The sequence below is a fragment of the Duganella violaceipulchra genome (assembly GCF_019166075.1).
GTDB classification, from domain to species: domain Bacteria; phylum Pseudomonadota; class Gammaproteobacteria; order Burkholderiales; family Burkholderiaceae_D; genus Rugamonas; species Rugamonas violaceipulchra.
On record NZ_JAHTGR010000018.1, the window covers coordinates 41,482 to 67,773 of the forward strand.

Annotated in this window: 18 protein-coding genes and 1 pseudogene; 10 read left to right on the plus strand and 9 right to left on the minus strand. The window is 67.0% G+C overall.

Annotation, left to right across the window (positions count from 1 at the left end):
• Window positions 1-14 precede the first annotated feature (14 nt).
• The 5 genes from vioE to vioA are packed head-to-tail and all read right to left on the minus strand — an operon-like array spanning window position 15 to window position 7,318.
• On the minus strand, window positions 15-578 hold the full coding sequence (gene vioE, locus KVP70_RS26775) for a violacein biosynthesis enzyme VioE (RefSeq protein ID WP_217945458.1): 564 nt from the start codon (window positions 576-578) through the stop codon (window positions 15-17).
• Between the two features lie 9 nt (window positions 579-587).
• On the minus strand, window positions 588-1,706 hold the full coding sequence (gene vioD / locus KVP70_RS26780) for a flavin-dependent violacein biosynthesis monooxygenase VioD (protein ID WP_229225116.1): 1,119 nt from the start codon (window positions 1,704-1,706) through the stop codon (window positions 588-590).
• Window positions 1,706-2,995, minus strand: coding sequence for an NADP-dependent violacein biosynthesis oxygenase VioC (gene vioC / locus KVP70_RS26785; RefSeq protein ID WP_217945459.1), 1,290 nt, complete (start codon window positions 2,993-2,995; stop codon window positions 1,706-1,708). Before vioC ends, vioD begins: the two co-directional genes overlap by 1 nt.
• Window position 2,996: 1 nt before the next feature.
• Window positions 2,997-6,014 (minus strand): iminophenyl-pyruvate dimer synthase VioB, encoded by a 3,018-nt coding sequence (vioB, locus tag KVP70_RS26790; protein WP_217945460.1) that lies wholly within the window; start codon window positions 6,012-6,014, stop codon window positions 2,997-2,999.
• Complete coding sequence (gene vioA / locus KVP70_RS26795) at window positions 6,011-7,318, minus strand: flavin-dependent violacein biosynthesis tryptophan-2 monooxygenase VioA (RefSeq protein WP_217945461.1); 1,308 nt, start codon at window positions 7,316-7,318, stop codon at window positions 6,011-6,013. The genes vioB and vioA overlap by 4 nt, the downstream gene beginning before the upstream one ends.
• A 384-nt stretch (window positions 7,319-7,702) precedes the next feature.
• Between vioA and KVP70_RS26800 the strand changes: the two genes are divergently transcribed.
• The 3 genes from KVP70_RS26800 to KVP70_RS26810 are packed head-to-tail and all read left to right on the plus strand — an operon-like array spanning window position 7,703 to window position 12,220.
• Entirely contained in the window at window positions 7,703-9,709 is a 2,007-nt protein-coding gene (locus tag KVP70_RS26800) for a TonB-dependent receptor plug domain-containing protein (RefSeq protein ID WP_229225117.1), read from the plus strand.
• Window position 9,710: 1 nt separating this feature from the next.
• A complete protein-coding gene (locus KVP70_RS26805) occupies window positions 9,711-10,265 on the plus strand; it encodes a YfiR family protein (protein WP_217945462.1) in 555 nt (184 codons plus the stop codon).
• The gene (locus KVP70_RS26810) at window positions 10,262-12,220 is read left to right on the plus strand and encodes a putative bifunctional diguanylate cyclase/phosphodiesterase (RefSeq protein WP_217945463.1); all 1,959 of its coding nucleotides are present in this window, start codon (window positions 10,262-10,264) and stop codon (window positions 12,218-12,220) included. The genes KVP70_RS26805 and KVP70_RS26810 overlap by 4 nt, the downstream gene beginning before the upstream one ends.
• Window positions 12,221-12,680: 460 nt before the next feature.
• On the opposite strand, the pseudogene KVP70_RS35690 reads toward KVP70_RS26810, so the two are convergent.
• The 3 genes and pseudogenes from KVP70_RS35690 to KVP70_RS26820 all read right to left on the minus strand — a co-directional run.
• Window positions 12,681-12,932 (minus strand): annotated as a pseudogene (locus tag KVP70_RS35690) (transporter substrate-binding domain-containing protein); the annotation flags it as partial.
• A 14-nt stretch (window positions 12,933-12,946) separates the two neighbouring features.
• Window positions 12,947-13,408 (minus strand): cache domain-containing protein, encoded by a 462-nt coding sequence (locus KVP70_RS26815; protein WP_217945464.1) that lies wholly within the window; start codon window positions 13,406-13,408, stop codon window positions 12,947-12,949.
• Window positions 13,409-13,536: 128 nt separating this feature from the next.
• The gene (locus tag KVP70_RS26820) at window positions 13,537-14,430 is read right to left on the minus strand and encodes a LysR substrate-binding domain-containing protein (RefSeq protein ID WP_217945465.1); all 894 of its coding nucleotides are present in this window, start codon (window positions 14,428-14,430) and stop codon (window positions 13,537-13,539) included.
• Between the two features lie 101 nt (window positions 14,431-14,531).
• On the opposite strand from KVP70_RS26820, the gene KVP70_RS26825 reads away from it, so the two are divergent.
• On the plus strand, window positions 14,532-15,173 hold the full coding sequence (locus KVP70_RS26825) for a hydrolase (RefSeq protein ID WP_217945466.1): 642 nt from the start codon (window positions 14,532-14,534) through the stop codon (window positions 15,171-15,173).
• A gap of 27 nt (window positions 15,174-15,200) precedes the next feature.
• Here the strand turns inward: KVP70_RS26825 and KVP70_RS26830 are convergent, their stop codons facing one another.
• Window positions 15,201-16,478, minus strand: a complete 1,278-nt coding sequence (locus KVP70_RS26830; RefSeq protein ID WP_217945467.1) for an ABC transporter substrate-binding protein — start codon at window positions 16,476-16,478, stop codon at window positions 15,201-15,203.
• Between the two features lie 185 nt (window positions 16,479-16,663).
• Here KVP70_RS26830 and KVP70_RS26835 point away from each other — a divergent pair, with 185 nt between their 5' ends.
• From KVP70_RS26835 to KVP70_RS26860, 6 genes are all read left to right on the plus strand, one after another.
• Window positions 16,664-19,156 (plus strand): cellulose binding domain-containing protein, encoded by a 2,493-nt coding sequence (locus tag KVP70_RS26835; RefSeq protein ID WP_217945468.1) that lies wholly within the window; start codon window positions 16,664-16,666, stop codon window positions 19,154-19,156.
• 12 nt (window positions 19,157-19,168) lie between these two features.
• Complete coding sequence (locus KVP70_RS26840; RefSeq protein ID WP_217945469.1) at window positions 19,169-19,765, plus strand: PEP-CTERM sorting domain-containing protein; 597 nt, start codon at window positions 19,169-19,171, stop codon at window positions 19,763-19,765.
• Between the two features lie 45 nt (window positions 19,766-19,810).
• Window positions 19,811-20,137, plus strand: coding sequence for a response regulator (locus tag KVP70_RS26845; protein ID WP_217945470.1), 327 nt, complete (start codon window positions 19,811-19,813; stop codon window positions 20,135-20,137).
• A gap of 117 nt (window positions 20,138-20,254) precedes the next feature.
• The gene (locus KVP70_RS26850; protein ID WP_217945471.1) at window positions 20,255-21,652 is read left to right on the plus strand and encodes a glycoside hydrolase family 5 protein; all 1,398 of its coding nucleotides are present in this window, start codon (window positions 20,255-20,257) and stop codon (window positions 21,650-21,652) included.
• A 52-nt stretch (window positions 21,653-21,704) separates the two neighbouring features.
• Entirely contained in the window at window positions 21,705-24,998 is a 3,294-nt protein-coding gene (locus KVP70_RS26855; protein ID WP_217945472.1) for an EAL domain-containing protein, read from the plus strand.
• Window positions 24,999-25,067: 69 nt separating this feature from the next.
• Window positions 25,068-26,291 (plus strand): ATP-binding response regulator, encoded by a 1,224-nt coding sequence (locus tag KVP70_RS26860; RefSeq protein ID WP_217945473.1) that lies wholly within the window; start codon window positions 25,068-25,070, stop codon window positions 26,289-26,291.
• Window position 26,292: the final 1 nt, after the last annotated feature.

Genomic DNA, 26,292 nt, shown 5'->3' on the forward strand with positions numbered 1-26,292 from the left:
TTTGAAAATAAGGCCTAGTCGGGCGTGAAAATGTCGGCCGCAATAGCGGCGGCGGAGAAGTTTGGAAAATCGCGCACCGACAGATGCTGCGGGTCGTTGCCGGTGACCATGCGCAGCAGGTGGTTGCCGCCGGCTTGCAGGTAGAAGATCGAACGCGCCTTGCCGGGGCGTTCGATCACCCAGGCGTCGGCCTGCCGGCCCAGCACGGCATGGCGGCCGTCGTGCAGCGCCGCGCCGTCGCGCAGGATGGCCTGCGGCAGGAATAGTTCGCGGAACGGCGCCACCTCGTCGGGCAGCGCCGTTTCCTGCAGTTGCACGCCTTGCCTGGCATACGCCACCTTTTGCTTGCGGCTGCGCTCGCGTCCGGCGTCGCCGATCTCCGACATCCACAGCCGGTGGCCGGTTTCCCGTTCCGACCAGGGATTGAACAGGCCGTCGATGCGGCAGATGTTGCGCTCGTAGTCGAACCAGCAATAGCCGGAGGTGACTTCGTCCTCTTCCCGCATCGGCGACCAGTAGGAGATGTAGGCGCTGCTCCATTGCGGCGGCAGCAGCGGCGGGGTGGCGTAGGTCGGCATGGCGGCTCCTTATCGACCCAGCGCGTAGCCGAGCGTGGCCATCAGCGCGTCCTGCAACGGCGGCAAGTCCTTGCGGCGGGCGTCGAAGCTGATGGTCAGTTCGGCGTTGCTCAGGCCGATGCGGTCGCTGACGGTTTCAAACCAGCGGCGGCTGCTGTCGGCGTGGTCCTTGAACAGCCGCACCAGCGGCACGGCGCGGGCGTTGAAGCTGGCCAGGGCGGCGGCGGTGTCGGCCTCGGCGCTCAGGGTTTTCGCCAGCAGCAGCGCGACCGTCACCGCCATCGTGGTGCCGTGGCCGATCGAGAAGTGGCCGGACTGCAGCGCATCGCCGATCATCACGAACTTGCCGTCGCAGGCCTGTTCACGGCTGAGCGTCATGAAGTTGCGCCAGCCCTGGCCAGGCTGGCTGACCAGGCCGTGATCGCCCAGTTCGGCCGCGAAGGTCTTGGCGAGGTAGGCTGCCACTTCGCTGTCGCTGCGGTGCTCCAGCCCGGCGCGGGCGAAGCTGTGCTCGCTGCACTCGACAATGAAGGTGCTCATCGTGTCCGAGTATTTGTAGGCGTGGCCGATGAAGATGCCTTGCTCGTTGCTGCGGAATACCAGGTTCATCTGGTCGAACAGTTGGGTGGTGCCGTACCAGATGTATTTGTTGCGGCCGAAGTCGACCTGCGCCGCCAGCGCCTGCGGCAACTCCAGCGACTTGTGGTTGACGCCGTTGGACAGCACCACCAGGTCGTACTCGGCTTCCAGCTGTTCCTTGCTGGCAAGCGGCGTTTCGTAGTTGATGGCGATGCCGGCCGCCACGCACTTGGCGCGCAGCGCCTGCACCAGCGCCTGGCGGCCGACGCCGCACAGCGTGATGCCGGTGCTCATCAGGTTGGGCTGGTCGCGGTGCACCAGCTTGAACTCTTCCAGGTACTGCGGGTTGAGCAGCTCCGGCTGCTCCAGGTAGGACAGCGGATTGGCCGGATGGCGCGGCGGCCGTCCCGGCAGCACCACGCCCCAGCCCAGCACTTCTTCCTGGGTGTTCTTTTCCGCGATGCTGATGTCCCAGCCCGGTCGGGCTTGCTTCATCTGACTGGCAAAGATCAGTCCTGCGGGGCCTGCGCCGATTACGAGTATCTTCATTAATTTACCCTTCCAAGTTTGTACCAAACGTTTTGCTTCTTCTGGATTTGCTGCAACTCATCGTAGGGAACCGATGTGAAGTACAGTTTCTCCGCCATGTCGGGCGGATAAACACGGGGGAATTTCTTGTGCATGTAGCGGGTGTACCGGGTCTGCAGGAAGAAAATCAGATTCGGGTTGCTCAGCGCCTCGTAGTTGGCGATCGCCATGTCCTGCATGGCGTCGGCCTGCACCTTGCGCTGGCGGGTGAACTCGGCCAGCACCTGGGGCAGGGCGTCGGGCTGGCGCTCCAGCAGGGTTGCGAAGACATACACATCCTCCAGCGCCATGTTCATGCCCTGGCCGAGGAAGGGCGCGGTGGCGTGCGCGGCGTCGCCGATCAGCAGCACATTGCCCTTGTAGTGGAAGGTGTTGGAGCGGACGTTGATCAGGTCGTTGCTGGGCAGGGCGATGAACTGCTCCAGCAATTCCTGGCGGCTGGCCGGCGGCAGGCTGCCGAAGTAGCGGCTGAAGAACTCCGCCAGCGCTTCCCGGTTGAGCGTGGCCAGGCTGGGCGTGCCGGTGTAGGGCAGGCAGATGGCGAAGCTGATGCTGCCGTCCGGGATGGTGGCGGCGCGGCCGGCGAACAGGCCCTTGGAATCCATGCCGAAGAAGTACAGCAAGTCCTTGCGGAAGCCCAGTCCGGCGGCGTCCGGCAGCACCAGCGTCTTGTAGCCGTGGCGGAAGAAGGTCTGCTTGAAATCGAAGCGCCGCACGCCGCTTTGCATGGCGCGCCGCACCGCCGAGTGGGCGCCGTCGGCGCCGATGATCAGGTCGCCTTGCAGCGTCTGCATGGCGCCATCGCTGCCCTGGATCAGCACGGTCTTCCGGTCGAGGTCGACATCCAGGCATTTGTGCTCGAAGTAGTAGTTGACCTCGTGCTTGACGGCGTGCCGGTTCAGTAGCCGCTGGAAGGCGGTGCGGTCCAGCGACAGCGGGAACAGGCCTTCGAGCGGGGTCAGCTCGCGCACCTTGTAGTCGCCGCGCACGGAGAACGCCATGCCGACGATGGGCTCGCCGCACTGGTCCAGCTCCTGCTTGCTGATGCCGGCCCCCAGCACCGCCTTGATGCCGCGCACGGTCATGCTGACGCCGATCGCGCGCGAGCCGATCGGATCGGCGCTGGCCGCGTTGGGCCCCAGCGGATCGGCGCGCTTTTCGATGATGTGGACGTCGTGGCCCCGTTGCGCCATGTAGATGGCGGTCAGGCTGCCGGCCAGGCCGCCGCCGACGATGATGATCTTGTTCATTTCAAGCCTCTCTAGACATCTTTCCCCGAGATAAATCGGTTAATTGCTGATTAAAAAACGCCAACATGTCGATCTGCGCCGAGGCGACCACGCCGGCCTCCAGGCTGCGCGCGTACTGCGCCAGCGCCTGGCATTTCTGCGCCAGCTGTTCGCAACCCAGGCTGTAGTCGGCGCTGACGGCGGCGCGCGGCGGCTCCGGCACCGGCGGCCCGGCGTTGCGGCCGGGCAGGCCGGACGGCATGTTCATCAGCGCGGCCGACACGGGCCGCAACAGGCCGGTCATGATGTCGATGGCCGCGTTCATCAGGCGCGAACGGCGCAGGCTGCCCAGCGGCTGTTGCGCAAAATGGTGGCCCATCAGGCCGAAGGTCAGCTCGTAGCAGCCCTGGTACAGCTGCATCAGCGAGCGGGCCTGCGGATCGGTCACCACGGTGCAGTCGGCGCGCGCCGCCAGCACCGGGTTTTTCAGCGAGGGCAGGGCCGGCTCGAACGGTTTGTCGCGCGACGAGAAACGGCCGCCCAGCGCGCGCAATCGGTGGAAATGCGAGACGTCGAAATGCGGCGAATCGACCGCCACGCCTTCGCCCTGCTCGGTGACGAAGTCGATCGCGAACAGCGCGCTGGCGCGGTCGCCAACCTCCAGCTGGTAGCCGGGATAGGCGCGGTTGGTCAGCTCCTTGAGGAACAGGTGGTGCTCGCCGCCGCGCTTGCCGCCGTCGGCGTCGAACAGTTCGGGCAGCTCGGCCAGGGCCTGGCGGATGGCGAGGTAGAAGCTGGCGATCGATTTGCCCGGCGTGGGCAGGTAGTCCGGCCACTCGAAGCGCACGAACCTGGCCAGCACGTGCTCGGAGAATGGTTCGAACGCAAACTCCGTGTCCAGGCCGAAGCGCTCCCGCGCCTGCTGGCCCAGCAGCGGAACGCCCGCGTGGAAGGGCTCGCCCAGCGCCATCAGCACGTTGTTGATCAACAGGTAGTGGATCATCTCTTCGTGGGCGATCTCCAGCAGCGCGCCGCGCGCACCGCTGTTGCGGCGCCGGTCGGCGTCGCCGCAGGCCAGCTCCAGCTCGTCCGCCCGCCAGCGGCCGGCCTCGACCAGCTTCAGGCCCTGCTCGTAGTTGGGGATGCTGTAGGCGGCATACAGGTACTGCATCATCAGCGACAGTTCCAGGTCGACCGCCTTTTTCAGCTCGTCGATCAGCGCTTCCTTGCTGCGGATGACATGCGGCGCCGGTTCCGGCGGCGCGGCGGTCCTGGCGGCGGCTTCGACCTGGGTCAGGTATTTCAGGAACAGCCGCGCTTTCGGCAACGACAGCTCGCGCGTGCTCGGCATGTAGTAGCTCTTGTCGCGGTTCTGCGGATCGCACATCTGCCACATCAGGCGCGCATAGGTGTCGCACTTGCAATGGTCCGCCAGGCTGAACACCTTGTCCGCCATGAAGGGATAGACCAGCTCGTAATAAGCCATCACGTGGCGGTAGAGGAAGGCGTAGTCGACCTGTTCGGCCGGCACCTGGTCCAGATGCCAGTCGTCGGGCAGCACGCGGGCGCCGAGGTGCTGGGCGTGCCGTCCTTCGCCCAGCACGATGCGGGTGGCGCCGGATGCGCGGCCGGTGACGGTCAGCTCGGTGTAGCCAGCGCCGAGTGCCGAGGCTTGCAGGTCGAATGCCAGCAGTTCGCCGTGCCCGGCCTGCACGGCCAGCGCCGGATGCTCCTTCAATTCGCCCCGGTAGCGGCTTTGCAGCGTGATCGTCTGCGGGTAGTCCTGCCGTTGTTGGCGGTTGGGGGCTTCCAGATACAGCTGGTTGCTGTCGGACTGGTGCACCCACTCGGCCTCGTCCCACTGCGCCTGCGCGTTGCCCAGGCTGAGCGGGCCGGTGGCCACGGCGCCATGCGGCAGCGGCACGTCGACCACGCCGTGGTGGCGCCAGTGGTCCAGGTACAACTGCTCGGGGATGCGCGCCAGCAGCACGCCGTCGGCGCCATGCAGCAGCAGGTCGCCCAGCGCCGCCTTGCCGCCCAGGGCGTGCGTCGGATGCTGCTCGGACACGGGGCCGGCCGCGCGGGTGGTGAACGGAATCGCGGTCGGCATGTTCAGCGAGACCCGCTCGCCATCCAGCTGGACCAGCACCGGCCCCAGGCTGCCCTGGCGCGGCAGCAGCAGGCGGCCGGATGGATAGGTGGCCAGCTCGTCGCGCCGCCACAGGCCGATGCTGCCGGCCAGGTCGTAGAACACCGGCGAGTCCGGCTTCTGCGGTGTCGACATATTGAACAGCGCGTACTGGATCGTCAGGCCCAACACATCGTCGCCGGCCAGCGCCTGTTGCAGCGCGCGCATGCTGGCCGGCAGCGGCGTGTCGGGATTGAAGAGGAAATGCGGGTCCTGCTTCGCCACCGAGAATTGGAACAGCCTGGAGCGGCCGAACTCCTCGTCCAGGAAATGTCCGCTGCGCTCGGTGATATGGCCGCTGCCCAGCCAGCGCACCGAGTGCGCCTGCGCGATGTCGGCGCTGAACAGGGCCGGCGTGTTGGCCGTGGCCAGCTTGCCGCTCAGCGTGAACTGGCCGGCGTAGATCAAGGTGGTGTCCGGCTGGGCGGGGTGGTTGTCGACCCACCTGGCGCGGTTGAAGGTGGTGCGCAGGTAGTCGTTGTAGTGGCCCCACAAGGCCAGCTTGGCGCCGACCAGCGCGTCCTCGGTGTCGACCTCGCCATGGCGCAGCTGGACGCCGGTGATCCTGGCGTTTTCCCACGAAAAGTGGTTGTTGCCGCAGGCGTTGTAGCCGCTGGCCTGGCTGAACACGCCTTCCGGGTCCGGCTTGCCGGCGGCATCGAAGCGCGGCGCGAGCTGCTTCAGGTGCTGGTGGAAGTCGGACGGAGGGCGGTCCAGGTCGAAGGGGGCTCCCGCCATCGAGACCGTGTTGGTGGCGATGTCGATGTGGCCGTGCGTGTTGCGATTGGCGGTCGGCACATTGGCGCGGGCGTAACCTCGGAAGTGCAAGCGTGGAAAATCAAGCAGACTCATACACCCTCGGCGGTCGAGGTGTCGAACGCCTTGGCGTCGTTCGCGGCGCCGCCCTGTTGGCTCAGCCGGTCGAGCAGCAGCTGGCTGGCGTGGCGCGCGCTGATCAGGCTGCCTTCCATCCATCCGCAGTGCGAGGTGTAGGCGTCCGAGCAGGCGATGATGCCGTCCTGGTGCAGCAGGGCGGCCGGATGGTCGGCGTCGGTGTCCATGCAGAACTCGACGCCGTGCGGCCAATGCTTGTAAAAATGCCCCTTGATCGGCGGCAGTGGCTGGCCGTTGAGCGGCAGCACTTCCTCCAGGTGGCGGCGGACGTGTTCCAGGTAGACGTCCTCGCCTTGCGTCAGGCAGTCCCGCCAATAGGTCGCGCTGTGGCTGTCGGTGTAGAACAGCAGGTATTTGTCGCCCTTGAAGTAGATTTTCCGCAGCGGGTTCTCGGCCATCAACACCTTGTCGGTCAGTCCCAGCGCTTGCCACCAGGCCTGGTCGAAGGTCAGGAAGCCTTTGAACAAGGGCAGGGAATCGTACTGGAACGCACTCCAGCCGGAGCGCAGGTCCAGGTTCAGGCGCGCCATGGCGGTGGGCGGCACGGCCATGACCAGATGGCGCGCCCGGTGCACCCGGCGTTCGCCCATGTGGTTGAAGGCGAGCACGTGCTCGGCACCGGATTTTTCCACCGACAGCAGGCGGTGGCCCAGCTCGAACTGCACGCCGCCGGCCTGCGCCTCGCCCTGCAGCTGGCTCAGCAGTTGGCCGTAGCCGTCGGTCGCGTACAGCCATTCGTTGGCGGCGTTCTCGGTGATGCTTTGCGTCTCCGGGTGTTTTTTGATGATGTCGTAGGCCATGGCCGGGGAGACGATGGGCAGCAGCAGGGCGTCATAGCCGGTGGCCATGATGATGCGGGTGGCTTCGGCGGCGCCAAGGTAGTGGCTGACGAACTGCAGGAACGAGTCGTGCGGATGTTCCTTCACCATCTTGCTCAGGCTTAGCAGGGTAGCCTTCAGCTGCTCCTGCACCCGCTCGTGGAATACCGCCTCGGTGAAGGGATAGACCGCGTGCGGCAGTTCGCTGCCCTGCATCAACTGCTGGAAGTTCGGATGCAGCTGCGGCGAGTAGCGGGCGGCGCCGAGTTCGGCGATTTCCTCCCCGTCGATCTTGCGCGACTGGATGCGGCCGCCCACGGCGGCATTCAGGTCGAACACCCGTATGCGCAGGTGCTTGCTGATGGCGGCGCGTATCAAACGGGTGGCGCAAGTCAAACCTCCTATGCCTGCGCCGATGATGCAAATGTCAGAATAATTGGTCATTCAGAATTCCCTTGTGGTGAATCCCGAGCCACTAACCCAAATGTCCCCGTGCGTGCTGGTGTGGCGCGAGGTGCAGCGTGCCGCCCCTGTTCAGGGCGTTACTGGCGTGGTTCAAGAGTGATGTCGAGGTGTCGAACTCACTTGCATGTCCCTAGTTGCTTATAATTAAATATTGCGCAAACAATATCTGACGAGATCGCCAAACGGCTTGATAAATGTCAAGCCGGCCTCGTCTGACACGAAATGGCGGGAAGTGGGCGCGGGCGCGTCCGCGTTGTTGCGGAAACACCAGCGCATGGCTGTCATCGGCAGCACCGACTGTACAAGCGCGCCTCAACCTGCCAACATGTTTTATTGGAGCAATTATTCGGGTGTGAGAGGCAGATGGCGATGATGAATCAACGGAGAACGGCGCCGCTATGCCTCCCCGTGCTGTGCGGTGTGCTCGCGTTGCACGCAGGCGCCGCAGCGGCCGGCGACGCCGCGCAAGACTTGACGGCCTTGCCGTTGGAGCAACTGATGTCGCTGGAGGTGTACAGCGCGTCGAAGTTCGTCCAGCGCGCCAGCGAGGCGCCGTCCAGCGTCACCGTGATCACCACCGCCGATATCCGCGCCTATGGCTGGCGCAGCCTGGCCGAGGTGCTGCGCAGCGTGCGCGGGGTCTACGCCAGCTACGACCGCAACTACAGCTACGTCGGCGCGCGCGGCTTCCTGCGGCCTGGCGACTACAACACCCGCTTCCTGCTGCAGATCGACGGCAACCGCATCAACGACGCGGTGTTCGATTCGGGGCCGATGGGCGGGGAATTCCCGCTCGACCTGGAGCTGGTCGAGCGCATCGAATACGTGCCCGGTCCCGGTTCGTCGGTGTATGGGGCCAACGCCTTTTTCGGCGTGATCAACGTCATCACGCGCCGCCCGCGCGACATCGACGGCAGCGCGCTGACCTTGGCCGGCGGCCAGGACGGCGCCCGCCGCGGCCACGCCAGCCAGGCCTGGACCGACAGTTTTGGCACCGACTGGCTGCTGTCGGCCAGCCGCCACAAGACCGACGGCCGCGACCAGTTCTATGCCGCCTACGCGCGGGACGGCGTCAGCGACGGCGTGGCGCGCGGCCTCGATTATGAAAGCGGCCACCGCCTGTTCGCCAAGGCCATCCACGGCGCCTGGACCGCCACCCTGATCCACGCGGAGCGAGACAAGGGCGTGCCGACCGCCTCGTACAGCCAGCGCTTCAACGATCCGCGTTCGCGCACGGTCGACACGCAGAACTACGCCGACCTGGCTTACCGCACCATGTTGTCGCCGCAGATCGAGCTCAATGCGCGCGCCTACTGGGCCGAGTATGGCTCGCTGGGCTACTACGTGGGCGACGACGCCAACGGCGTCCTCAATCGCGACGTCTTCGCCAGCCGCTGGTGCGGCGCGGAGCTGACCTTGCTGGCCAATGTCGGCGACCACAAGCTGCTGGCCGGCCTGTCCTACGAGGACGACTATCGCCAGCGCATGCTCAACTTCGACGTCGATCCGTATGCGCTGTACCTGAACGAAAACCACGACGGCAACCGCTACGGCCTGTACCTGCAGGACCAGCTGGCGCTGACGCCGGCGCTGCTGCTGAACGCCGGCCTGCGCTACGACCGCCAGGTCGCCACCGGCGGCGTGTTCAGCCCGCGCCTGGCGCTGGTGCACCAGTGGAGCGCGGCGACCACGCTCAAGGCCATGTACGGCAACGCCTACCGCGCGCCCAACAACTATGAGCTGTATTACAGCGCGCCCGGCGACGGCGGCCAGCTGGCCAATCCCGCGCTGGGCCGCGAGCGCATCGTCAGCGCCGAGCTGGCGCTGGTGCGCCAGCTGGCCGGCAACCGGCGCGTGACGGTCTCCGCTTTCCGCAACGTGGTGTCGGCGCTGATCACGCAGGTCGACCAGGGCCGCTTGCCGATCTTTGTCAATGCCGGCCGCGCGGTGGCGCGCGGGGTGGAATTCGAATACGAGCAAAACTGGAGCAACGCGGCGCGCCTGAAGGCCAGTTACAGCTGGCAGCGCACGCGCCAGGACGGCGGCGACGGCGAGGGCGGCAACGTCAACACGCCCAGCCAGCTGGTCAAGCTGAACCTGACCATGCCGCTGCACGGCGCCTGGCGCGCCGGCGCCGAGGCCCAGTACGTGGGCCGGCGCGCCATGATCCAGGGCGGCAGCACCGGCGCCGCGCTGCTGGCCAACCTGAACCTGTACTCGCATCGCTTGACGCGCCACGCCGACCTGGCGCTGACCGCCTACAACCTGTTCAACCGCCGCTATGCCGATCCCGCCTCGGTGGAGCACTTGCAGGACGCGATCCTGCAGGACGGCCGGCGGCTGCAACTGAAACTGATGCTGGATTATTGAGATGCCGATGGTGCGCGCCATAGCCGTGTGGTTCTCCAGCTTGCCGCTGGCCCTGTTGCTGGGCGGCTGGAGCGCCGCCGCGCGCGCGGAAAGCGCGGTGCCGGAGTACCAGCTCAAGGCGGCCTTCGTGTTCAACTTCGCGGTGTTCGCCGAATGGCCGGCCGAGGCGCTGCCGCAGGCCAGTCCGCTGGTGCTGTGCACCTACAGCGGCAACGCGCTGCTGGCGGCGCTGCAGGAGCTGCGCGACAAGAGCGTCAACGGCCACCGGCTGGAGGTGCGCGTGCTGGCCGCCGGCGCGGCGCCGCGCAACTGTCACCTGCTGGTGCTGGACCGCCAGGACCGCGACGCCTGGCCGCAACTGCGGCAGGACCTGGCCGCGGCCGGCGCCAGCGTGCTCACCGTGGCCGACGACCGCCAGATCGCCCGCGCCGGCGCGATGCTGGCGCTGTTCATGGACGACAAGCGGGTGGTGTTCGACGCCGACCTCGGCGCCTTGCGCGGCGCCCGCATGGTGCTCAGCTCCAAGCTGCTGCGCCTGGCCAGGAGCGTGCAATGATGCGCGCGCCGCCGCAGGCGTCCGACCAGGGCGCAGCCACGGGAGCGCTCGGCAGCACCGTCGCGCGCAGCATGCTGCTGGTGGCCGGCGCCGCGCTCGGCGTGGCCGCCTTGCTGCTGGTGGTGTTTCAGTATTTTGTGCTGCGCGATGCGCTGCTCGACGATGTGCAGGTGCAGGCGCGCATCGTCGGCAGCAACAGCAGCGCCGCGCTGATGTTCCAGGACCAGCGCGCCGCCGCCGAGACGCTGGCCGGACTGGCGCTGTCGCCGGTGGTGGAAAGCGCCGCCATCCTCGATCCGCGCAGCGTGCCGCTGGCCAGCTATCGGCGCGCCGGCGGCGCGCCGCCCACCGTCGACCAGGCCTTGCGGGACGGGCGCCAGGTGTTTTCCGCCGGCGCGCTCGAAGTGCTGGAGCCGGTCGCCGCCAACGGCGCCGTGATCGGCAGCGTGGTCTTGCGCGCCACCCTGGCGCCGCTGTACCGCCGCCTGGCCGCGTTTGCGGCCTACACGCTGGCGGTGGCGCTGGCCTCGATGGCGCTGGCCTGGCTGCTGGTGGCGCGCATGCGCGCCACCGTGCGCGCGGCCGAGCGGCGCCTGAACTACCTGGCCCTGGTCGATCCGGTGACGGCGCTGCCGAACCGCAACGCCTTCAACGAGAACCTCGACGCCTGCCTGGGCCGGGCCGACCGCCAGGCCAGCGCGGTCGGCCTGCTGCTGCTCGACCTGGACAACTTCAAGGTGGTCAACGACACCCTGGGCCACACCTGCGGCGACCTGCTGCTGCAGCTGGTGGCGCGGCGCCTGCTGGCGACGCTGGGCGCGCAGGACATCATCTGCCGCATCGGCGGCGACGAATTCGTCGTCATCGTCGAGGCCACGGACGCGGCGCGCGTCACGGCCGGGGTGGCCGACAAGATCCTCGGCGCGCTGGCGGCGCCGTTCCCGGTCGAGGGCCAGCAGCTGTACGTCAGCGCCAGCATCGGCGTGGCCACCTATCCGGCGCATGGCGACAACGCCGAGACGCTGATGCGCGGCGCCGACATGGCGATGTACCACGCCAAGCACCTGGGCAAGAACACCAGCCAGGTGTTCCACCAGGAGATGACGCTGCGCGCCCACAAGCGGCTGACGATGGAGGCCAGGCTGCGGCGCGCGCTCGACAACGATGAACTGATGCTGCACTACCAGCCGCAGATCGACACGCGCAGCGGCCGCATGATCGGCTTCGAGGTGTTGGCGCGCTGGACCTGTCCGGAACTGGGGCCGGTCAGCCCGGCGGAATTCATCCCGGTGGCCGAGGACAGCGGCGTGATCGTGCCGCTGGGACGCTGGGTGCTGCAGACCGCCTGCCGCCAGGCCGCGCAATGGCTGCGCGAGGGACTGCTGGAGGGCATCGCCCACGTGGCGGTCAACCTGTCGGCCCACCAGACCCGCGACCAGGACCTGATGGACGAGATCGAGGCGCTGCTGGCGGAGACCGGGCTGCCGGCGCACCTGCTGGAGCTGGAGCTGACCGAGAGCGCGATGATGGAAAACGTCGAAGCCAACCTGGCGCTGATGCAGCGCATCCAGGCCGCCGGCATCCATTTGTCGATCGACGATTTCGGCACCGGCTATTCATCGATGGCCTACCTGAAGCGCTTCCCGATCGACCAGCTCAAGATCGACCGCAGCTTCGTCAGCGACGTGCCGGGCGACGGCGCGGCGATCGCCATCGCCATCATCGCGCTGGCCCACAGCCTGGGGCTGTCGGTGGTGGCGGAGGGCGTGGAGAACGCGCAGCAGGTCGAGTTCCTGCGCCAGGCCAACTGCGACGTCATGCAGGGTTATTATTTTTCGCGGCCGGTGCCGGCGTCCGAGCTGGAGCTGATGCTGCGGCGGGCGCAGTCGGCGCCGCCGCTGCCAACGGGACCAGCACCAAGCGCCCCGGCTCAGCCCCTTGGTAGCGTCCGATGAACTTGTCGATGGCGCCGCTCCTGGCCATCTCCTGCAAGGCTTGGGCCAGCAGGGCGGTCTGGTCCTGATGCGGCGATTTCTTCGAGATGAACAAGTGGTTGTCGACCTTGCGGAACAGGATGGCCGACGGCTCGACCAGCTGCTCGCCGCCGGTTTTCCTCAACTGGTATAGCAACACCATCATATTTCCGGCGATGACGTCGGCGCGCTGCTGCACGAACATCCTGGCCATCTGCTCGTAGGTGTTGACCTGGTGCTTGCGGATGCGCCGGTCCGCATCCAGCGTGGCGCCCAGCGTGGTGTCGGCCATGTGCAGGATGGTCCCGGCCCGCAGCAGGTCGTCGTAACTTTCCAGATGGGTGCCACGACGGCCCAAGGCCACCAGCCTGGCCTCGTCGGTGACGCCGGCGTCCAGCGCGACCAGCTCGACCTGGGGCGAGGCGAAGAAGATGGCGCCGTCCAGCTTGCCCACCTTGAGCTCGGCCAGCAACCTGGCCTTGGGTTCGATATGGATGTCGATCGGGATGCCGGTGCGCGCCGCCAGTTCCGTCAGGATGTCGACATGCAGGCCGGCGGCGGCCCCGTGCGCGTCGCGGTAGGCCAGCGGCGCCGAGTCGATCACGCCGACCGTCAGCGCCGGCGCGGACGGCGCCGCGAGGGCGCAGGCCAGCGCCAGCCACAGGGCGCAGCGCGTTGCCGGACGACGGCGCATGTTCTGGCCGGCGCTTATTTGTAGATGCCGGAGCCGATGATCACGTCATCGACCTTTTCCACATACGAGGCCTTGGGCTGTATGGCCTTGGTCACCGGATTGATCCACTTGAGATCGACCCAGCCGCTGCCTTTGCCCATGGCCAGGTCGATCTGTTCCTTGACGAACTTCTTGCCATCCTCGTCCTTAATGTCGATCAGGTTCTTGCCTATCATGCGCTTGTTGGCGCCGTGGGCCAGGATCTCGCCCTTCTGGCTGTAGACGAAGATGTACAGGTCGCGGTCGACGAATTCGCCCTTGGGATCGTCGTAGGCGGCGAAGGCCTTGTCCTTGCCGTTGGCGCGGAAATAGGCCGCCGCCTTCTTGACCAGCGCGACCGCCTGCTCGGCGCTGCCGCGGTTCTCTTCGGCCAGGGCGCCGCCGCCCAGGGACAGCAACAACAGACCGCTCGCCAGCACACTGATGACCTTTTTCATTGCGATTTCCTCAAAGAAGAAGCGATGGATGCGTCCGCGCGTGGGCGCAGCGGGGGACTCGGGATGGGACGTATCAGTGTAGTCCGATTGCAATTGCATGACAATCGCCGCGGCGCCGGTGTTGCGTTTCACTCCTTGCGGATGTGCTCGGCCAGAAAGTCGATCAGCAGCCGTATGCCGGGCAGCAGGCCGCGGCGCGACGGAAACACCGCGTGGATGATGCCGCCCTTGGGCGCCCAGCCCGGCAGCATGTCGACCAGCAGGCCTTGCCGCAGGTCGGCCTCGACCACCATCTCGGGCAGTTGCACGATGCCGGTGCCGCGCAGCGCCGCCTGCCGCAGGGCCGTCATGTCGTCGGTGACGTAGCGCGGGCGGTGCCGGACCTGCGCTTGCGCGCCGCCGGGGCCGAGCAACTGCCAGGCGTGTTCGCGCACCGGCCCCCAATCCAGGCTGGGCAGGTCGGCCAGCCCGGCCGGATCGGCCGGCGTGGCGTGGGCGGCCAGCAAGCCGGGGCTGGCCACCAGGCGCTGCGGACTGCCGGACAGCACGCGCATGGCCAGATCGACGTTTTCCAGCGGCGGAAAGCGCACCCGCAAGGCCAGGTCCAGTCCCTCGCCCAGCACGTCGACGCGGCGGTTGGTGGCGTCCAGGTGGACCTGCACCCTGGGATACGCGGCCATGAAGCGCGCCACCAGGTCGCCGATCCGATAGTCGAGCAGGGCGGTGGGGCAGCTCATGCGGATCACGCCCTGCGGTTCGGCGTGGACCCGCTGCATGACTTCGCGCGCCGCCTCCGCCTCGACCAGCACGCCCTGGCAACGCTCGTAAAATTCCTGGCCCATGGCGGTGACCGAGAAGTGGCGCGTGGTCCGCTGCAACAGGCGCACGTTGTGGGCCGCCTCCAGCGCGGCGATGCGGCGGCTGAGCTTGGACTTCGGCATGTTCAGCGCGCGGCCGGCCTGGGTAAAACCGCCGTGCTCGACCACCTTCACGAAGTAAAAAATGTCGTTTAAATCCATCATCGTTTCAAATTAAGAACACTGAGGGCATTTTATGGCACTTTTGCGAGGTTTGTTGCGGAACTATCATACGTGTTCTTAACTTTTAGAGACCAGGAGTTCCCATGACCAGCGAAACCATCCGTGATCCCGCCACCGACCATCTGCTCACGCCACAGAACAGCGCCCTGGTCGTCATCGACTACCAGCCTGTGCAGGTGAACTCGATAGCCTCGATGGACCGCCAGCTGCTGATCAACAACATCGTCGGCGCCGCCAAGGCCGCCGTCGCCTACGGCTTGCCGATCATCCATTCGACCGTCAACGTCCAGACCGGCCTGAACCGGCCGCCCATCCCGCAGCTGCGCAAGGTGCTGGACGGCTACCCGACCATCGACCGCACCACCATCAATTCGTGGGAAGACGTCGAGTTCCGCCAGGCGGTGCAAGCGACCGGCCGCAAGAAACTGATCATGACCGCGCTGTGGACCGAAGCCTGCCTGACCTTCCCGGCGCTCGACGCGCTGGCGGCCGGCTACGAGGTGTACGTGGTGGCCGACGCCGTCGGCGGCACCTCGCTGGCCGCGCACGAGATGGCCTTGCGCCGCATCGAGCAGGCCGGCGGCAAGCTGATCAGCACGGTGCAGCTGTTCTGCGAACTGCAGCGCGACTGGCAGCGCACCGACACCGTGCCAGCCTTCATCGACCTGTTCGTCTCCACCGGCGGCACCGCCGGCATCCAGTTTTCCTACGACCGCGCGCAGTAAGCGCCAGGCCGTGCGCGCCATGCCCGCCTACTGACGGTAGCCGGGCATGCGGGTTTTCTGGCGCGCGCTCTCGATGCTGCGCACCAGCAGCCCGGTGTCATGGGGCGGCTTGAGGAACTGGCGCAGTCCTTCATACACGGGCGCGACCAGGTCCGCCCTGGCGTCGCGGTCGAAGAAGTAGGTGAGCCCGGCCGCGCCGGCCAGGATCGCGCTGGTGGCCTCGCCCAGCAGGTTGGGCGGCGTGGCCGGGTCGGCCTGGACCGAAAAGGTCTGGTCGGCCTCGGCGATCTGGCGCAGCGCGCCGCCGTCCGCGAGGAAGGCCAGGAAGCGATTGCGGGCGTGGGTGTTCAGGCCCCTGGCCGGCAGCACCAGCACATCGAGCGGCGCTTCCTCATACGCGGGCAGGTTGGGCGTGTAGTTCGGGAAGGCGAAGAAGCCCATGTCGGCCGCCACCGCCGCCGGAAACTTGGCGGCGACAAAGCTGGCCGTCAACACCATGCCGACATGATCGCGGTACAGATACGGCGGCACCCGGTCCGGTTCCTGCTCCATTGTCGCCTCCAGGAAGTAGCCCTTGCGCAGCAAGTCGCTCCAGGTGTCGAACACCTGGCGCACCCGGGCGTCGCCGAAGCTGGCGTCGCCGCGCAACAGCTTGCGGTGGAAGTCGATGCCGTTGATGCGCAGGTTCAGGTAGTCGAACCAGGCGACCGCCGGCCAGCCGCTTTTGGCGCCCACCGCCAGCGGCGTCACGCCCGCCGCCTGCAGGCGTTCGCAGGTTTGCAGGAACTCGCTCCAGCTGGCCGGCGGCCGCAAGTCCAGGCGTTCGAACAGCGACTTGCGGTACAAGAATCCCCAGGCGTAGTAGTACAGCGGAAAGCCATAGACCTCGCCGTCGATGCGCGTGCCTTCGATGGCGGCGGGCGCGAACTTCTTTTTCTTCAACTGCGTGAGCAGCTCGCCATCGAGAGGGGACAGCAGCTTGTTCTTGGCGGCGTCGCGCAGGCGTTCGCCCGCGTACCAGAAGGCCAGGTCGGCGCGGCCGGTGGTCAGGCGCGCGCTGAAGTCCCGTTTGTATTGCTCCTGCGGGTAGCCGTGGTGTTCGACCTGGATGTCCGGATTGGCGGCGGCGAACTGGTTGATGATGCCCAGCCATGCGTTGCGCTGCGGGCTGTTGGAAACCACGTAGTCGATCACCAGCTGTTCGGCGGCGCAGACGGCGGACAGTCCCAGGCCAGCGCATAACAGCGCGCTCGCCAGCCAGCGTTTGAGATGGAAAGCGGAGCTCGTTCGGATATTGTGCATCATGCAAGTTTGTGCGGGAATGCGCGGTATGTCAATCCGTGATGGCCGCAGTGGGAGGCGGCAGGGGTATCCGACCAAATTTCGTTCTGTCGTTTGGTGAATTTCATAATTGCGACCGGGAGGGCGAACTCGCAGAATGGTCTCACGCGTCCCGATACGCGATAAAAATAAATCCAACGGAGACAACAATGAGAGTCAGGCACATGGTGGCGCTGCTAGCGGCAGCGCTGTCGATCCCGCACGCCGCCACGGCGGAAACCTATCACTGGGACTCGGTCGCCATCGGCGGCGGTGGTTTCGTTTCGGGCGTCATCGCCAGCAAGAGCGAGCGCGACGTCGTGTTCGTCCGCACCGACGTCGGCGGCGCCTACCGCTGGGACGCGGCGCAGTCGCGCTGGTCCGCGCTGACCGACTGGGTCGGCGAGGCCGATGTCGGCCTGATGGGCATCGAGTCGCTGGCCGTCGATCCGCGCCACGCGGCCAACGTTTATCTGCTGGCCGGCACCAGCTACTTCAGCAACGGCAAGACCGTGATCCTGCGCTCCAGCGACTACGGCAAGACCTTCGCCGCGACCGATGTGACGGCGCAGTTCAAGGCCCACGGCAACGGCATGGGCCGCCAGAACGGCGAGAAGTTGCAGGTCGACCCGGGCTCGGGCAACGTGCTGTACGTCGGCACCCGGCGCGACGGCCTGTTCAAGAGCACCGATTCGGGCGCGACGTGGCGCCATGTCGATGGCCTGGCCGTCGCCGGCACGCCCAACGACAACGGCATCAGTTTCGTGTTGCTGGACCCGGCCAGCGTCAGCGGCGGCGTGGCGCAGCGCATCGTTGTCGGCGTCTCGCGCTTTGGCTCGGTCGGCCCCAATCTGTATTTCAGCGCCAACGCCGGCGCCAGCTTCGCGCCGGTCAAGGGCGGCCCCGCCGCCGGCCTGATGCCGCAACGCGCGGTCATGTCGTCCAAGGGCAAGCTGTACATCACCTACGCCAACGGCGCCGGCCCCCATCCCGCCACCAACGAGCCGATGGACAACGGCCAGGTGTGGGAATACAGCGCGGTCGGCGGCAACTGGGTCAACATCACGCCGGCCGGCGCGGCCCATCCCTACGGCGGCATCAGCGTCGACCCGGCCGATCCGAAACACCTGGTGGCGTCGACCATCAATACCTGGCTGCCGCAAGGCGCCGGCGGTTATGGCGACCGCATCCTGACCTCGCGCGACGCCGGCCGTTCGTGGACCGACGTGGTGGCGCGCGGCTTCGCGCTGGACCAGCGGGGCGTGGGCTGGATAGGCAACGGCCAGGCTATCCACTGGGCCGGTTCGGTGGAGTTCGATCCCTTCGACACCAGCAAGGTGTGGGTCGGCTCCGGCAACGGCCTGTTCAAGACCAGCGACATCAACGCCGCCACCACCAGCTGGGCCTTCGACGTGGCCGGTTTGGAGGAGACGGTGCCATTCCAGGTCGAGAGCGTGCCGCAGGGGCCGCTGGTGTCGACGAGCGGCGACTTCGACGGCTTCATCAACGCCGACGCCGGCCACTACGGCGTGCAGCACACGCCGCAGATGGGCACCACCACCGGCCTGGCGATCGCCGCGCAGGACGGCCGCATCATGGCGCGCGCCGGCACGGCGCTCTACTACAGCACCGACGGCGGCGCCAGCTGGAACAAGGCGGCCGTGATGAACGGCGACCACGGCCAGCTGGCGTTGTCGGCCGACGGCTACGTCATGCTGCACAGCCCGGCCGATTCGGCCACCAGCTATCGCTCGACCAACTTCGGCGCCAGCTGGACGGCGGTGGCCGGCCTCAGCGTGGTCAACGCGCGGCCGGTGGCCGATCCGGTCAACCCCAACAAGTTCTACGTCTACGACAACGGCAAGCTGCTGGCCAGCAGCGACGGCGGCGCGTCGTTTGTCCAGCAGGGCGCGCTGGCGGCCGGCGGTGCGTCGCTGATCCGCGTGGCGCCGGGGCATGAAGGCGATGTCTGGGTCTGCCTGAACGGCGGCGGCTTGACCCGTTCGACCGACTCCGGCGCCAGCTTCAGCAAGGTCACCAGCGTCAACCAGTGCGGCGCGGTCGGCTTCGGCAAGGCGGCGCCTGGGGCCGCCTATCCGACGCTGTACATACAGGGCACGGTGGGCACGACCAGCGGCGTGCTGCGCTCCACCGACGCCGGCGCCAGCTGGGTGCGGGTCAACGACGACGCCCACCAGTTCGGCGGCCCCGGCAACGCCCGCATGGTCAACGGCGACATGAACATCTACGGCCAGGTCTACATGAGCACGGCGGGACGCGGCATCGCCTACGGCCAGGCGATGGATGCTGGCGGCGAAGTGGCGGTGACGCCGGTGGCGGCCGGACCGGCCACGCCCAACCAGCCGGTCAACCAGTGCAGCTATGTGGTGACGGCGGCCTGGCAGGGCGGCTACAACGCGGCGGTGCGCATCACCAACAACCGCAGCAGCGTGATCCAGGGCTGGTCGGTCAGCTGGACCTATAGCGACAACTCGGTGGTGCTAGGTTACTGGAACGCCGCCGTCGCCGGCGCCAGCCCGAGCTACACGGCCACCCCCAACCAGAGCTGGAACCATGACATCTATCCCGGCAACACGGTCGAATTCGGCATGACGGTCAGCGGCGCGGCGATACCCGTCGTCACCGGCGACGCCTGCAACTAACAAGGAACCACAATGAAAAATTTTCTGATCGGATTATTCGCCGGCGCCGGCCTGCTGCTGGCGGCGCAAGCCGGCGCGGGCGCGCTCAACTTCGACGAGCTGCAGGCCGATGGCGACCTGACGCCGATGAGCAGTCCCTACGCCGGCCTTAACTGGAGCAGCGACTGGTATCTGGGCGACACCAGCGTGGAGGGCTACGGCAACGGCGCCCATTCCGGCGCGCTGTTCGTCACCAACGGCTACGGCGTGGACGACCTGGGCGTCAGCAGCGCCGCCGGCTTCAACTTCGCCGGCGCCTGGTTCGCCGCGCCGGCCACCAACGGCGCCACCGCCAGCTGGATCAACATCACGGCCTACGACGCGGACAACCATCTGATCGGCAGCACCGGCAACATCGCCATTGGCGGCAGCTACAGCTGGGTGGCGGCGAACTTCAAGCAGGTGGCGCGGCTGAACATCGCGCGCGACGACGGTTGGTTTGTCATGGACGACTTTACGGCCAGCGCCGTGCCTGAGCCGGGCAGGGCGTTGCTGCTGGGCGCAGGCTTGCTGCTGCTGGCGGGCCGTGTGCGACGTCGTGCCACTGTACGGGACCGTACAGAAGTCTGACGCCGTCAGGCGCATGCTGCTCTCAATCACTCAGAGGAGAGCGTCATGCCTGACGATCGTATGCAAACCCAGCGCGTGTTGGTGGTGGATGACAATCACGCCGCCGCCGGCACCGTCGCCGCCCTGTTGGAAGCCTGCGGTTACGCCACCGCCATCGCCTACGGCGCGGAGGGTGCGCTGACCTTGGCGGACCAGTTCAGGCCGGACGTGATCTTCCTCGACATCGACCTGCCCGACATGGACCGCTTGCGCACCGCCGCCGCCTTGCGCAGCCAGCAGACGGGCGGCCACGCGCGCATTTTCTCGGTCGGCTTCAACGCCCACCTGGCCAAGCCGGCGTCGTTCGAAGCGCTGCTCAGCATCATGTTGTAGAGCCGCCAATTTCGTTCTGTTGTTTGGTGATTTTCACAATTGCTAGGCCTTGCATGCACTCGCAGAATGGTTGGGCGCGCCTCGATGCGCGCCACAACAAATCTAACGGAGACCAGCATGCAAAGTCACAACGTGAAATCGGCATTACTCCTCATCCTCGCGCTGTGCGCGGGGCCGCTGGCGCAGGCGCAAAGCTGCGGCAGCGGCGGCGCCGCCACGGTCTGCCTGACGGCGACCGGATCGTCGGACAACATCAAGCTGAGCTGGACCGTCAGCGGCGCCGTCACCGGCGTGCAGGTCTACCGCGACACCGACAGCGACGCCAACGGCCGCAGCCGGGTGGCGGTGCTGGCCGCCTCGGCCACCAGCTATGCCGACACCACGCCGGTGGTCGGCACGCCATACTGGTACTGGATCAAGTTCACCACCAGCAGCGGCGGTGCCAGCTCCGGCGCGGCCAGCGCGGTGCGCGCCGGCGCCATGCGCAGCCTGAGCAGCGTGCAGCTGGCGGCGCAGATGGCGCCCGGCTGGAACCTGGGCAATTCGCTGGAGGCGATCGGCGGCGAAACGGCCTGGGGCAATCCGCCCGCCAACCAGGCGCTGTTCAACGCCGTCAAGGCGGCCGGCTTCAAGAGCGTGCGCATCCCGGTGTCGTGGAGCCAGTACGCCGACAGCAACTTCAACATCAGCGCCAGCTGGATGGCGCGCGTCAAGGAAGTGGTGGACGCCGCGCGCGCGGCCGGCCTGTACGCGGTCATCAACGTCCACTGGGACGGCGGCTGGCAGCAGCCGACCTACGCCCAGCAGGCGGCCGTCACTGCCCGCCTGGCCAAGTTCTGGAACCAGATCGGCACGACCTTCAAATACTATGACGACTACCTGCTGTTCGCCGGCACCAACGAGGTCATGGTGACCAACGTCTACAGCGCGCCGACCGCCGAGAACATCGCTGTCCAGAACAGTTTCAACCAGACCTTCGTCAACGCCGCGCGCGCGACCGGCGGCAACAACGGCAGCCGCCACCTGATTGTGCAGGGATACAACACCAACATCGACTACACCTATGCCACCAACACCGTGCCCAGCGACAGCGCCGCCAACCGCCTGATGATGGAGGTGCACGATTACGACCCCTACGATTTCACGCTCAACACCAGCGGCGCGATCTGCCAGTGGGGCGCCAGCGCCACCGATCCGGCCGCCACCGAGACCTGGGCCAACGAGGCCTACGTCGACGCCCAGTTCCAGAAGATGAAGACGCGCTTCATCGACCACGGCGTGGCGGTGATCCTGGGCGAATACGCGGCCAGCCTGCGCACCGAATGCAGCGCCACGTCGACCTACCGCAAGCTGTGGGACCAGTACCTGACCCGCTCGGCCTTCGTGCACGGCCTGGTGCCGATGTACTGGGACAGCGGCTCGACCGCCAACCACGCCTCGGGCCTGTTCAACCGCGCGACCGGCGCGCAAGCCTATCCGGATATCATCAGCGCCATCGTCAATGCGGCGAAGTAGCGCGGGTCAATAGTGCGCGCTGTGCACGATTTGCTTCTGTTAAGATGAACCCATGCAGATCGAGCCACGGCCAAACACCAGCACGGACCAGTCGATGCCAGCGATGGCCGAGGGGCGGCAGCGCGTCAACGGCGACGCCATCGATCCGCAAACCTTGTTCGACCATTGCCCCTATTTTGTTTTCACGGTGGGCATGGACGGCAGGGTGCTGGCGCTGAACCTGTATTGCCGCCAGCACCTGGGCGCCGGCAAGCTGGGCGAGCCGGTGGCGCGCCTGTACACCGACTGGGCGGCGCTGTTGCTGCAGGACGCGGCGCTGGCCGCCGCGCGCGAGAGCGGCTACTGGCATGGCGAACTGGAATTGCTGGGCGCCGATGGCGGTTTCCATCCGGTGACCCAGTCGATCGAGTTGCAGCCCGCAACCGAGCATAGGCCGGCGCGCTTCCTGTGCATGGCTTACGAACTGAGCGATTACGACGTGTATGAATCGCTGCTGCGCTTCAAGCGGCTGTTCGAGCACCATCCGCAGCCGATGTGGATCTACGACCTGCAAACGCTGCGCTTCCTGATGGTCAATGCCGCCGCCGTGGCGCAATACGGCTACAGCGAGGCGCAGTTCCTGCAGATGACGATCAAGGACATCCGTCCGCCGGACCAGGTCGCGGCGCTGGAGCGCAACCTGGCCGCCGCGCCGGCCAGGGGCGCCGAGCAGGCCGGCGACTGGACCCACGTCAAGGCCGACGGCGGCCGCATCCAGGTGCAGATTTCCTCGCATTCGCTGGTGATCGCCGGCCGCCAGGCGCGCTTCGTGGTGGCGCACGACGTCACCGAGCAATTGCGCATGGAGGCCGAACTGCACGCCTCGCAAGAGCTCAAGCAGCTGGTCATCGACCACATCCCGCACCAGATCTTCTGGAAGGACCTGGACGGCAAATACTGCGGCTGCAACACCGTGTTCGCCGCCGCCGCCGGCCTGGGCGTGATCGAAGAAGTGGTGGGCAAGACCGACGACGATTTCCCCTGGCGCCACAACGCCGCGGCCATCCGCGGCGACGACCGCGTCATCGTCGCCACCGGCCAGGCCCGCTTCAACGACGAGGACCAGCTGCTGCGCGAGGACGGCCGCCTGCACTGGTACCTGATCAACAAGCTGCCGTTCCACGACCAGCGCGGCAACATCATCGGCGTGCTCGGCACGATCGAGGACATCACCGACCGCAAGCAGGCGCAGCAGACACTGCAGCTGCGCGGGCGCGCGCTGCAGGCCAGCGACAACGCGGTGGTGATCACCGCCCACGGCGCCGGCGGCGACTTGATCGACTACATCAATCCCGCCTTCACGCGCCTGTTCGGCTATGCCGAGGCCGAGGCGGCGGGGCGCCGGCTGGACCTGCTGCTGGAGCAGGAAAACGCCGACCGCGACGCCCTGCTCGAAGCGCTCAGCGGCGTGCACGAGCTGACCATGATGCTGCGCATCGTCCACCGCGACGGCCACCTGCTGTGGGTGCGGCTGCATGTGGCGCCGGTGCCGGCGCCCGGCGGCCCGCCCAGCCATCACGTGTGCGTGCTGACCGACATGACCGAGTCGATCAACTACCAGGTGCAGCTGGAGCACCAGGCCAACCACGATCCGCTGACCGGCCTGCCGAACCGGGCGCTGTTCGGCGACCGCATGTCGCAGGCGATCGGCTACGCGGAACGCTACGGCCACCACCTGTGGGTGGTGTTCATCGACCTGGACAACTTCAAGCTGGTCAACGACAGCCTGGGCCACCTGGCCGGCGACGAGCTGCTGTGCGCGGTCGGCGTCCGCCTGCGCGCCTGCCTGGCCGACAACGACACCGTGGCCCGGCTGGGCGGCGACGAATTCCTGCTGCTGCTGTCGGACACGCCGGAGTCGCCGGCCGCGGCGGTGCTGCAGCAGGTGCAGGAAACGGTGGCCGAGGCGATCACCATCGCCGGCCAGGTGCTGACCGTCACCTGCAGCATCGGCGTCAGCGTCTACCCGCTCGACGGCGGCGAACCGCAGCAGCTGCTCAAGCACGCCGACATCGCCATGTACCGCGCCAAGGAGGGCGGCCGCAACCAGCTGCAATTCTACGAGGCGGCCATGCACAGCCGCATCACCGAGCGCGCCATGATCGAGGCCGAGCTGCGCCATGCGCTCGAACGCGACGAGCTCAGCCTGCACTACCAGCCCAAGGTCGACCTGCGCAGCGGCGCCGTGGTCGGCATGGAGGCGCTGCTGCGCTGGCGCCATCCGACGCTGGGCATGGTGTCGCCGGCGCGCTTCATCGGCGTGGCCGAGGAGACCGGCCTGATCGTGGCGATCGGGCGCTGGGTGATGCGCACCGCCTGTTTCCAGAACCAGCAGTGGCAGCAGGCCGGCCTGACGCCGCTGCGGGTGGCGGTCAACGTGTCGGCGCGCCAGTTCCGCGATCCCGGCCTGAGCCGGGAGGTGCAGGCCGCGCTGTCGGACAGCGGGCTGGCCGCGCACTACCTGGAACTGGAGCTGACCGAGAGCCTGGTGATGCACAACGTCGAAGGCGCGGTGGCCGTGGTGCGCGAGCTCAAGCAGATGGGCATCGCGCTGTCGATCGACGATTTCGGCACCGGCTACTCCAGCCTGGCCTACCTGAAGCTGTTCCCGGTCGACTACCTGAAGATCGACCAGTCCTTCGTGCGCGAGATGCTGACCGAACCCAAGGTGGCCGCCATCGTGCGTTCCGTGATCGCGCTGGGCCAGAGCCTGGGCTTCAAGGTGATCGCCGAGGGCGTGGAGACCGAAGCCCAGCTGGCCTATCTGCGGCGCCACCAGTGCGACGAGATGCAGGGCTATTTTTTCAGCAAGCCCTTGCCGGCGCCGGAGTTCGGCGAGCTGCTGGGCGCCGAGCGCGCGCTGGCCCTGCCGGCCGAGGAAACGCCGGGCGCGCGCCAGACCCTGTTGCTGCTGGACGACGAAACGAGCATTGTTTCGGCGCTGGCGCGCCTGCTGCGTCCCGACGGCTACCGCATCCTGCGCGCCAACAGCGCCGGGCAGGCTTTCGATCTGCTGGCCTGCCACCAGGTGCAGGTGGTGATCAGCGACCAGCGCATGCCCGGCATGAACGGCACCGAGTTCCTCAGCCGCGTGAAGGACATGTACCCGGAGACGATACGCATCATCCTGTCGGGCTACACCGAGCTCGAGGCCGTGCTCAACGCCATCAACCGCGGCGAGATCTACCGCTTCTACACCAAGCCCTGGGACGACCTGACCTTGCGCGACAATATCCGCGACGCGTTCCGCTACCAGAAAATGATGTTCGGCCGGCCGCCGCCGGAAGGCAAGGTCGCCGGTGGATAGAATTGGTGAGATTTCCGCGTGGTAAAGTAGGCATAATTGTTCTAGCCAACAATGGTTCCAGGAGGCGACATGTCCGAGCTTGTTCCGCGTAAGCGCATTATGGTCGTGGACGATCAGGCTGCCCATTTGAAGGCGCTGTGCGACATCCTCGGCCAGCACGAGTTCGACGCCATCGGCTTTGCCACCGGCGAACTGGCGCTGGCCCAGTTGCGCGATCATCGCTATGACCTGCTGCTGACCGACATGATCATGCCCGGCATGAACGGCCTGAGCCTGATCGAGGCGGCGCGCGCGCTCGATTCCACCATCGCCTGCATCATCATGACCGGCGAGGGCACGGTCGATACCGCCGTCAAGGCGATGAAGATCGGCGCCTTCGACTACATCATCAAGCCGTTCAAGGCCGCGACCCTGCTGCCGGTGCTGGCGCGCGCGCTCGATTCGCGCCAGCTGCGCAGCCAGAACCTCCGGCTGGAGGCGGCCCTGCGCGACCGCATCGACGAGCTGGGCCGCGTGAACCTGTTCCTGGAGACGGCGCGCAAGGAAGCCGAGCGCACCAGCTGCGAAAAGTCGGCCTTCCTGTCGAACATGAGCCACGAGCTGCGCACGCCGCTCAACAGCATCCTCGGCTTCGCGCAGATCCTGGCCAGCGACAAATACCCCAAGGCCGAGGGCGAACGCCAGCGCTTCTGCCAGAACATCGTCTCGTCCGGCCGCCACCTGCTGCAGCTGGTCAACGAGATGCTGGACCTGTCCAAGATCGAGTCCGGCAAGGTGTCGCTGATGGTGGGGGCGGTGATGCTCGACGAGGTGCTGCGCGAAGTGCAGGCCATCGTCGCGCCGCTGGCCGAGAAGCGCCTGATCGCGCTGGCGATGCCGGCCGACTGCAAGCTCGAGCTGTGCGTCGACCGCATGCGGCTCAAGCAGATCCTGGTGAACTTGCTGTCGAACGCGATCAAGTACAACCATGTGCACGGCAGCGTCACGGTCCACTGCAGCGTTGCGCGCGGCGGCCAGGGCTGCATCGCCGTCAGCGACAGCGGCATTGGCCTCAATCCCGAGCAGATGGAAGCGATCTTCCTGCCGTTCGGGCGCGCCGGCCGCGACGAGAGCGGCGAGGAGGGCACCGGCCTGGGGCTGACCATCACCAAGCGCCTGGTCGAGGCCATGCGCGGCAGCATCAGCGTCGAAAGCACGCCCGGCGAGGGCAGCACCTTCCGCATCGAGTTGCCGCTGCAAGGCGCGGTGGCGTCGATGCCGGGCGCGCGCGTGCCGTTCCAGCACGCCAGCTGAC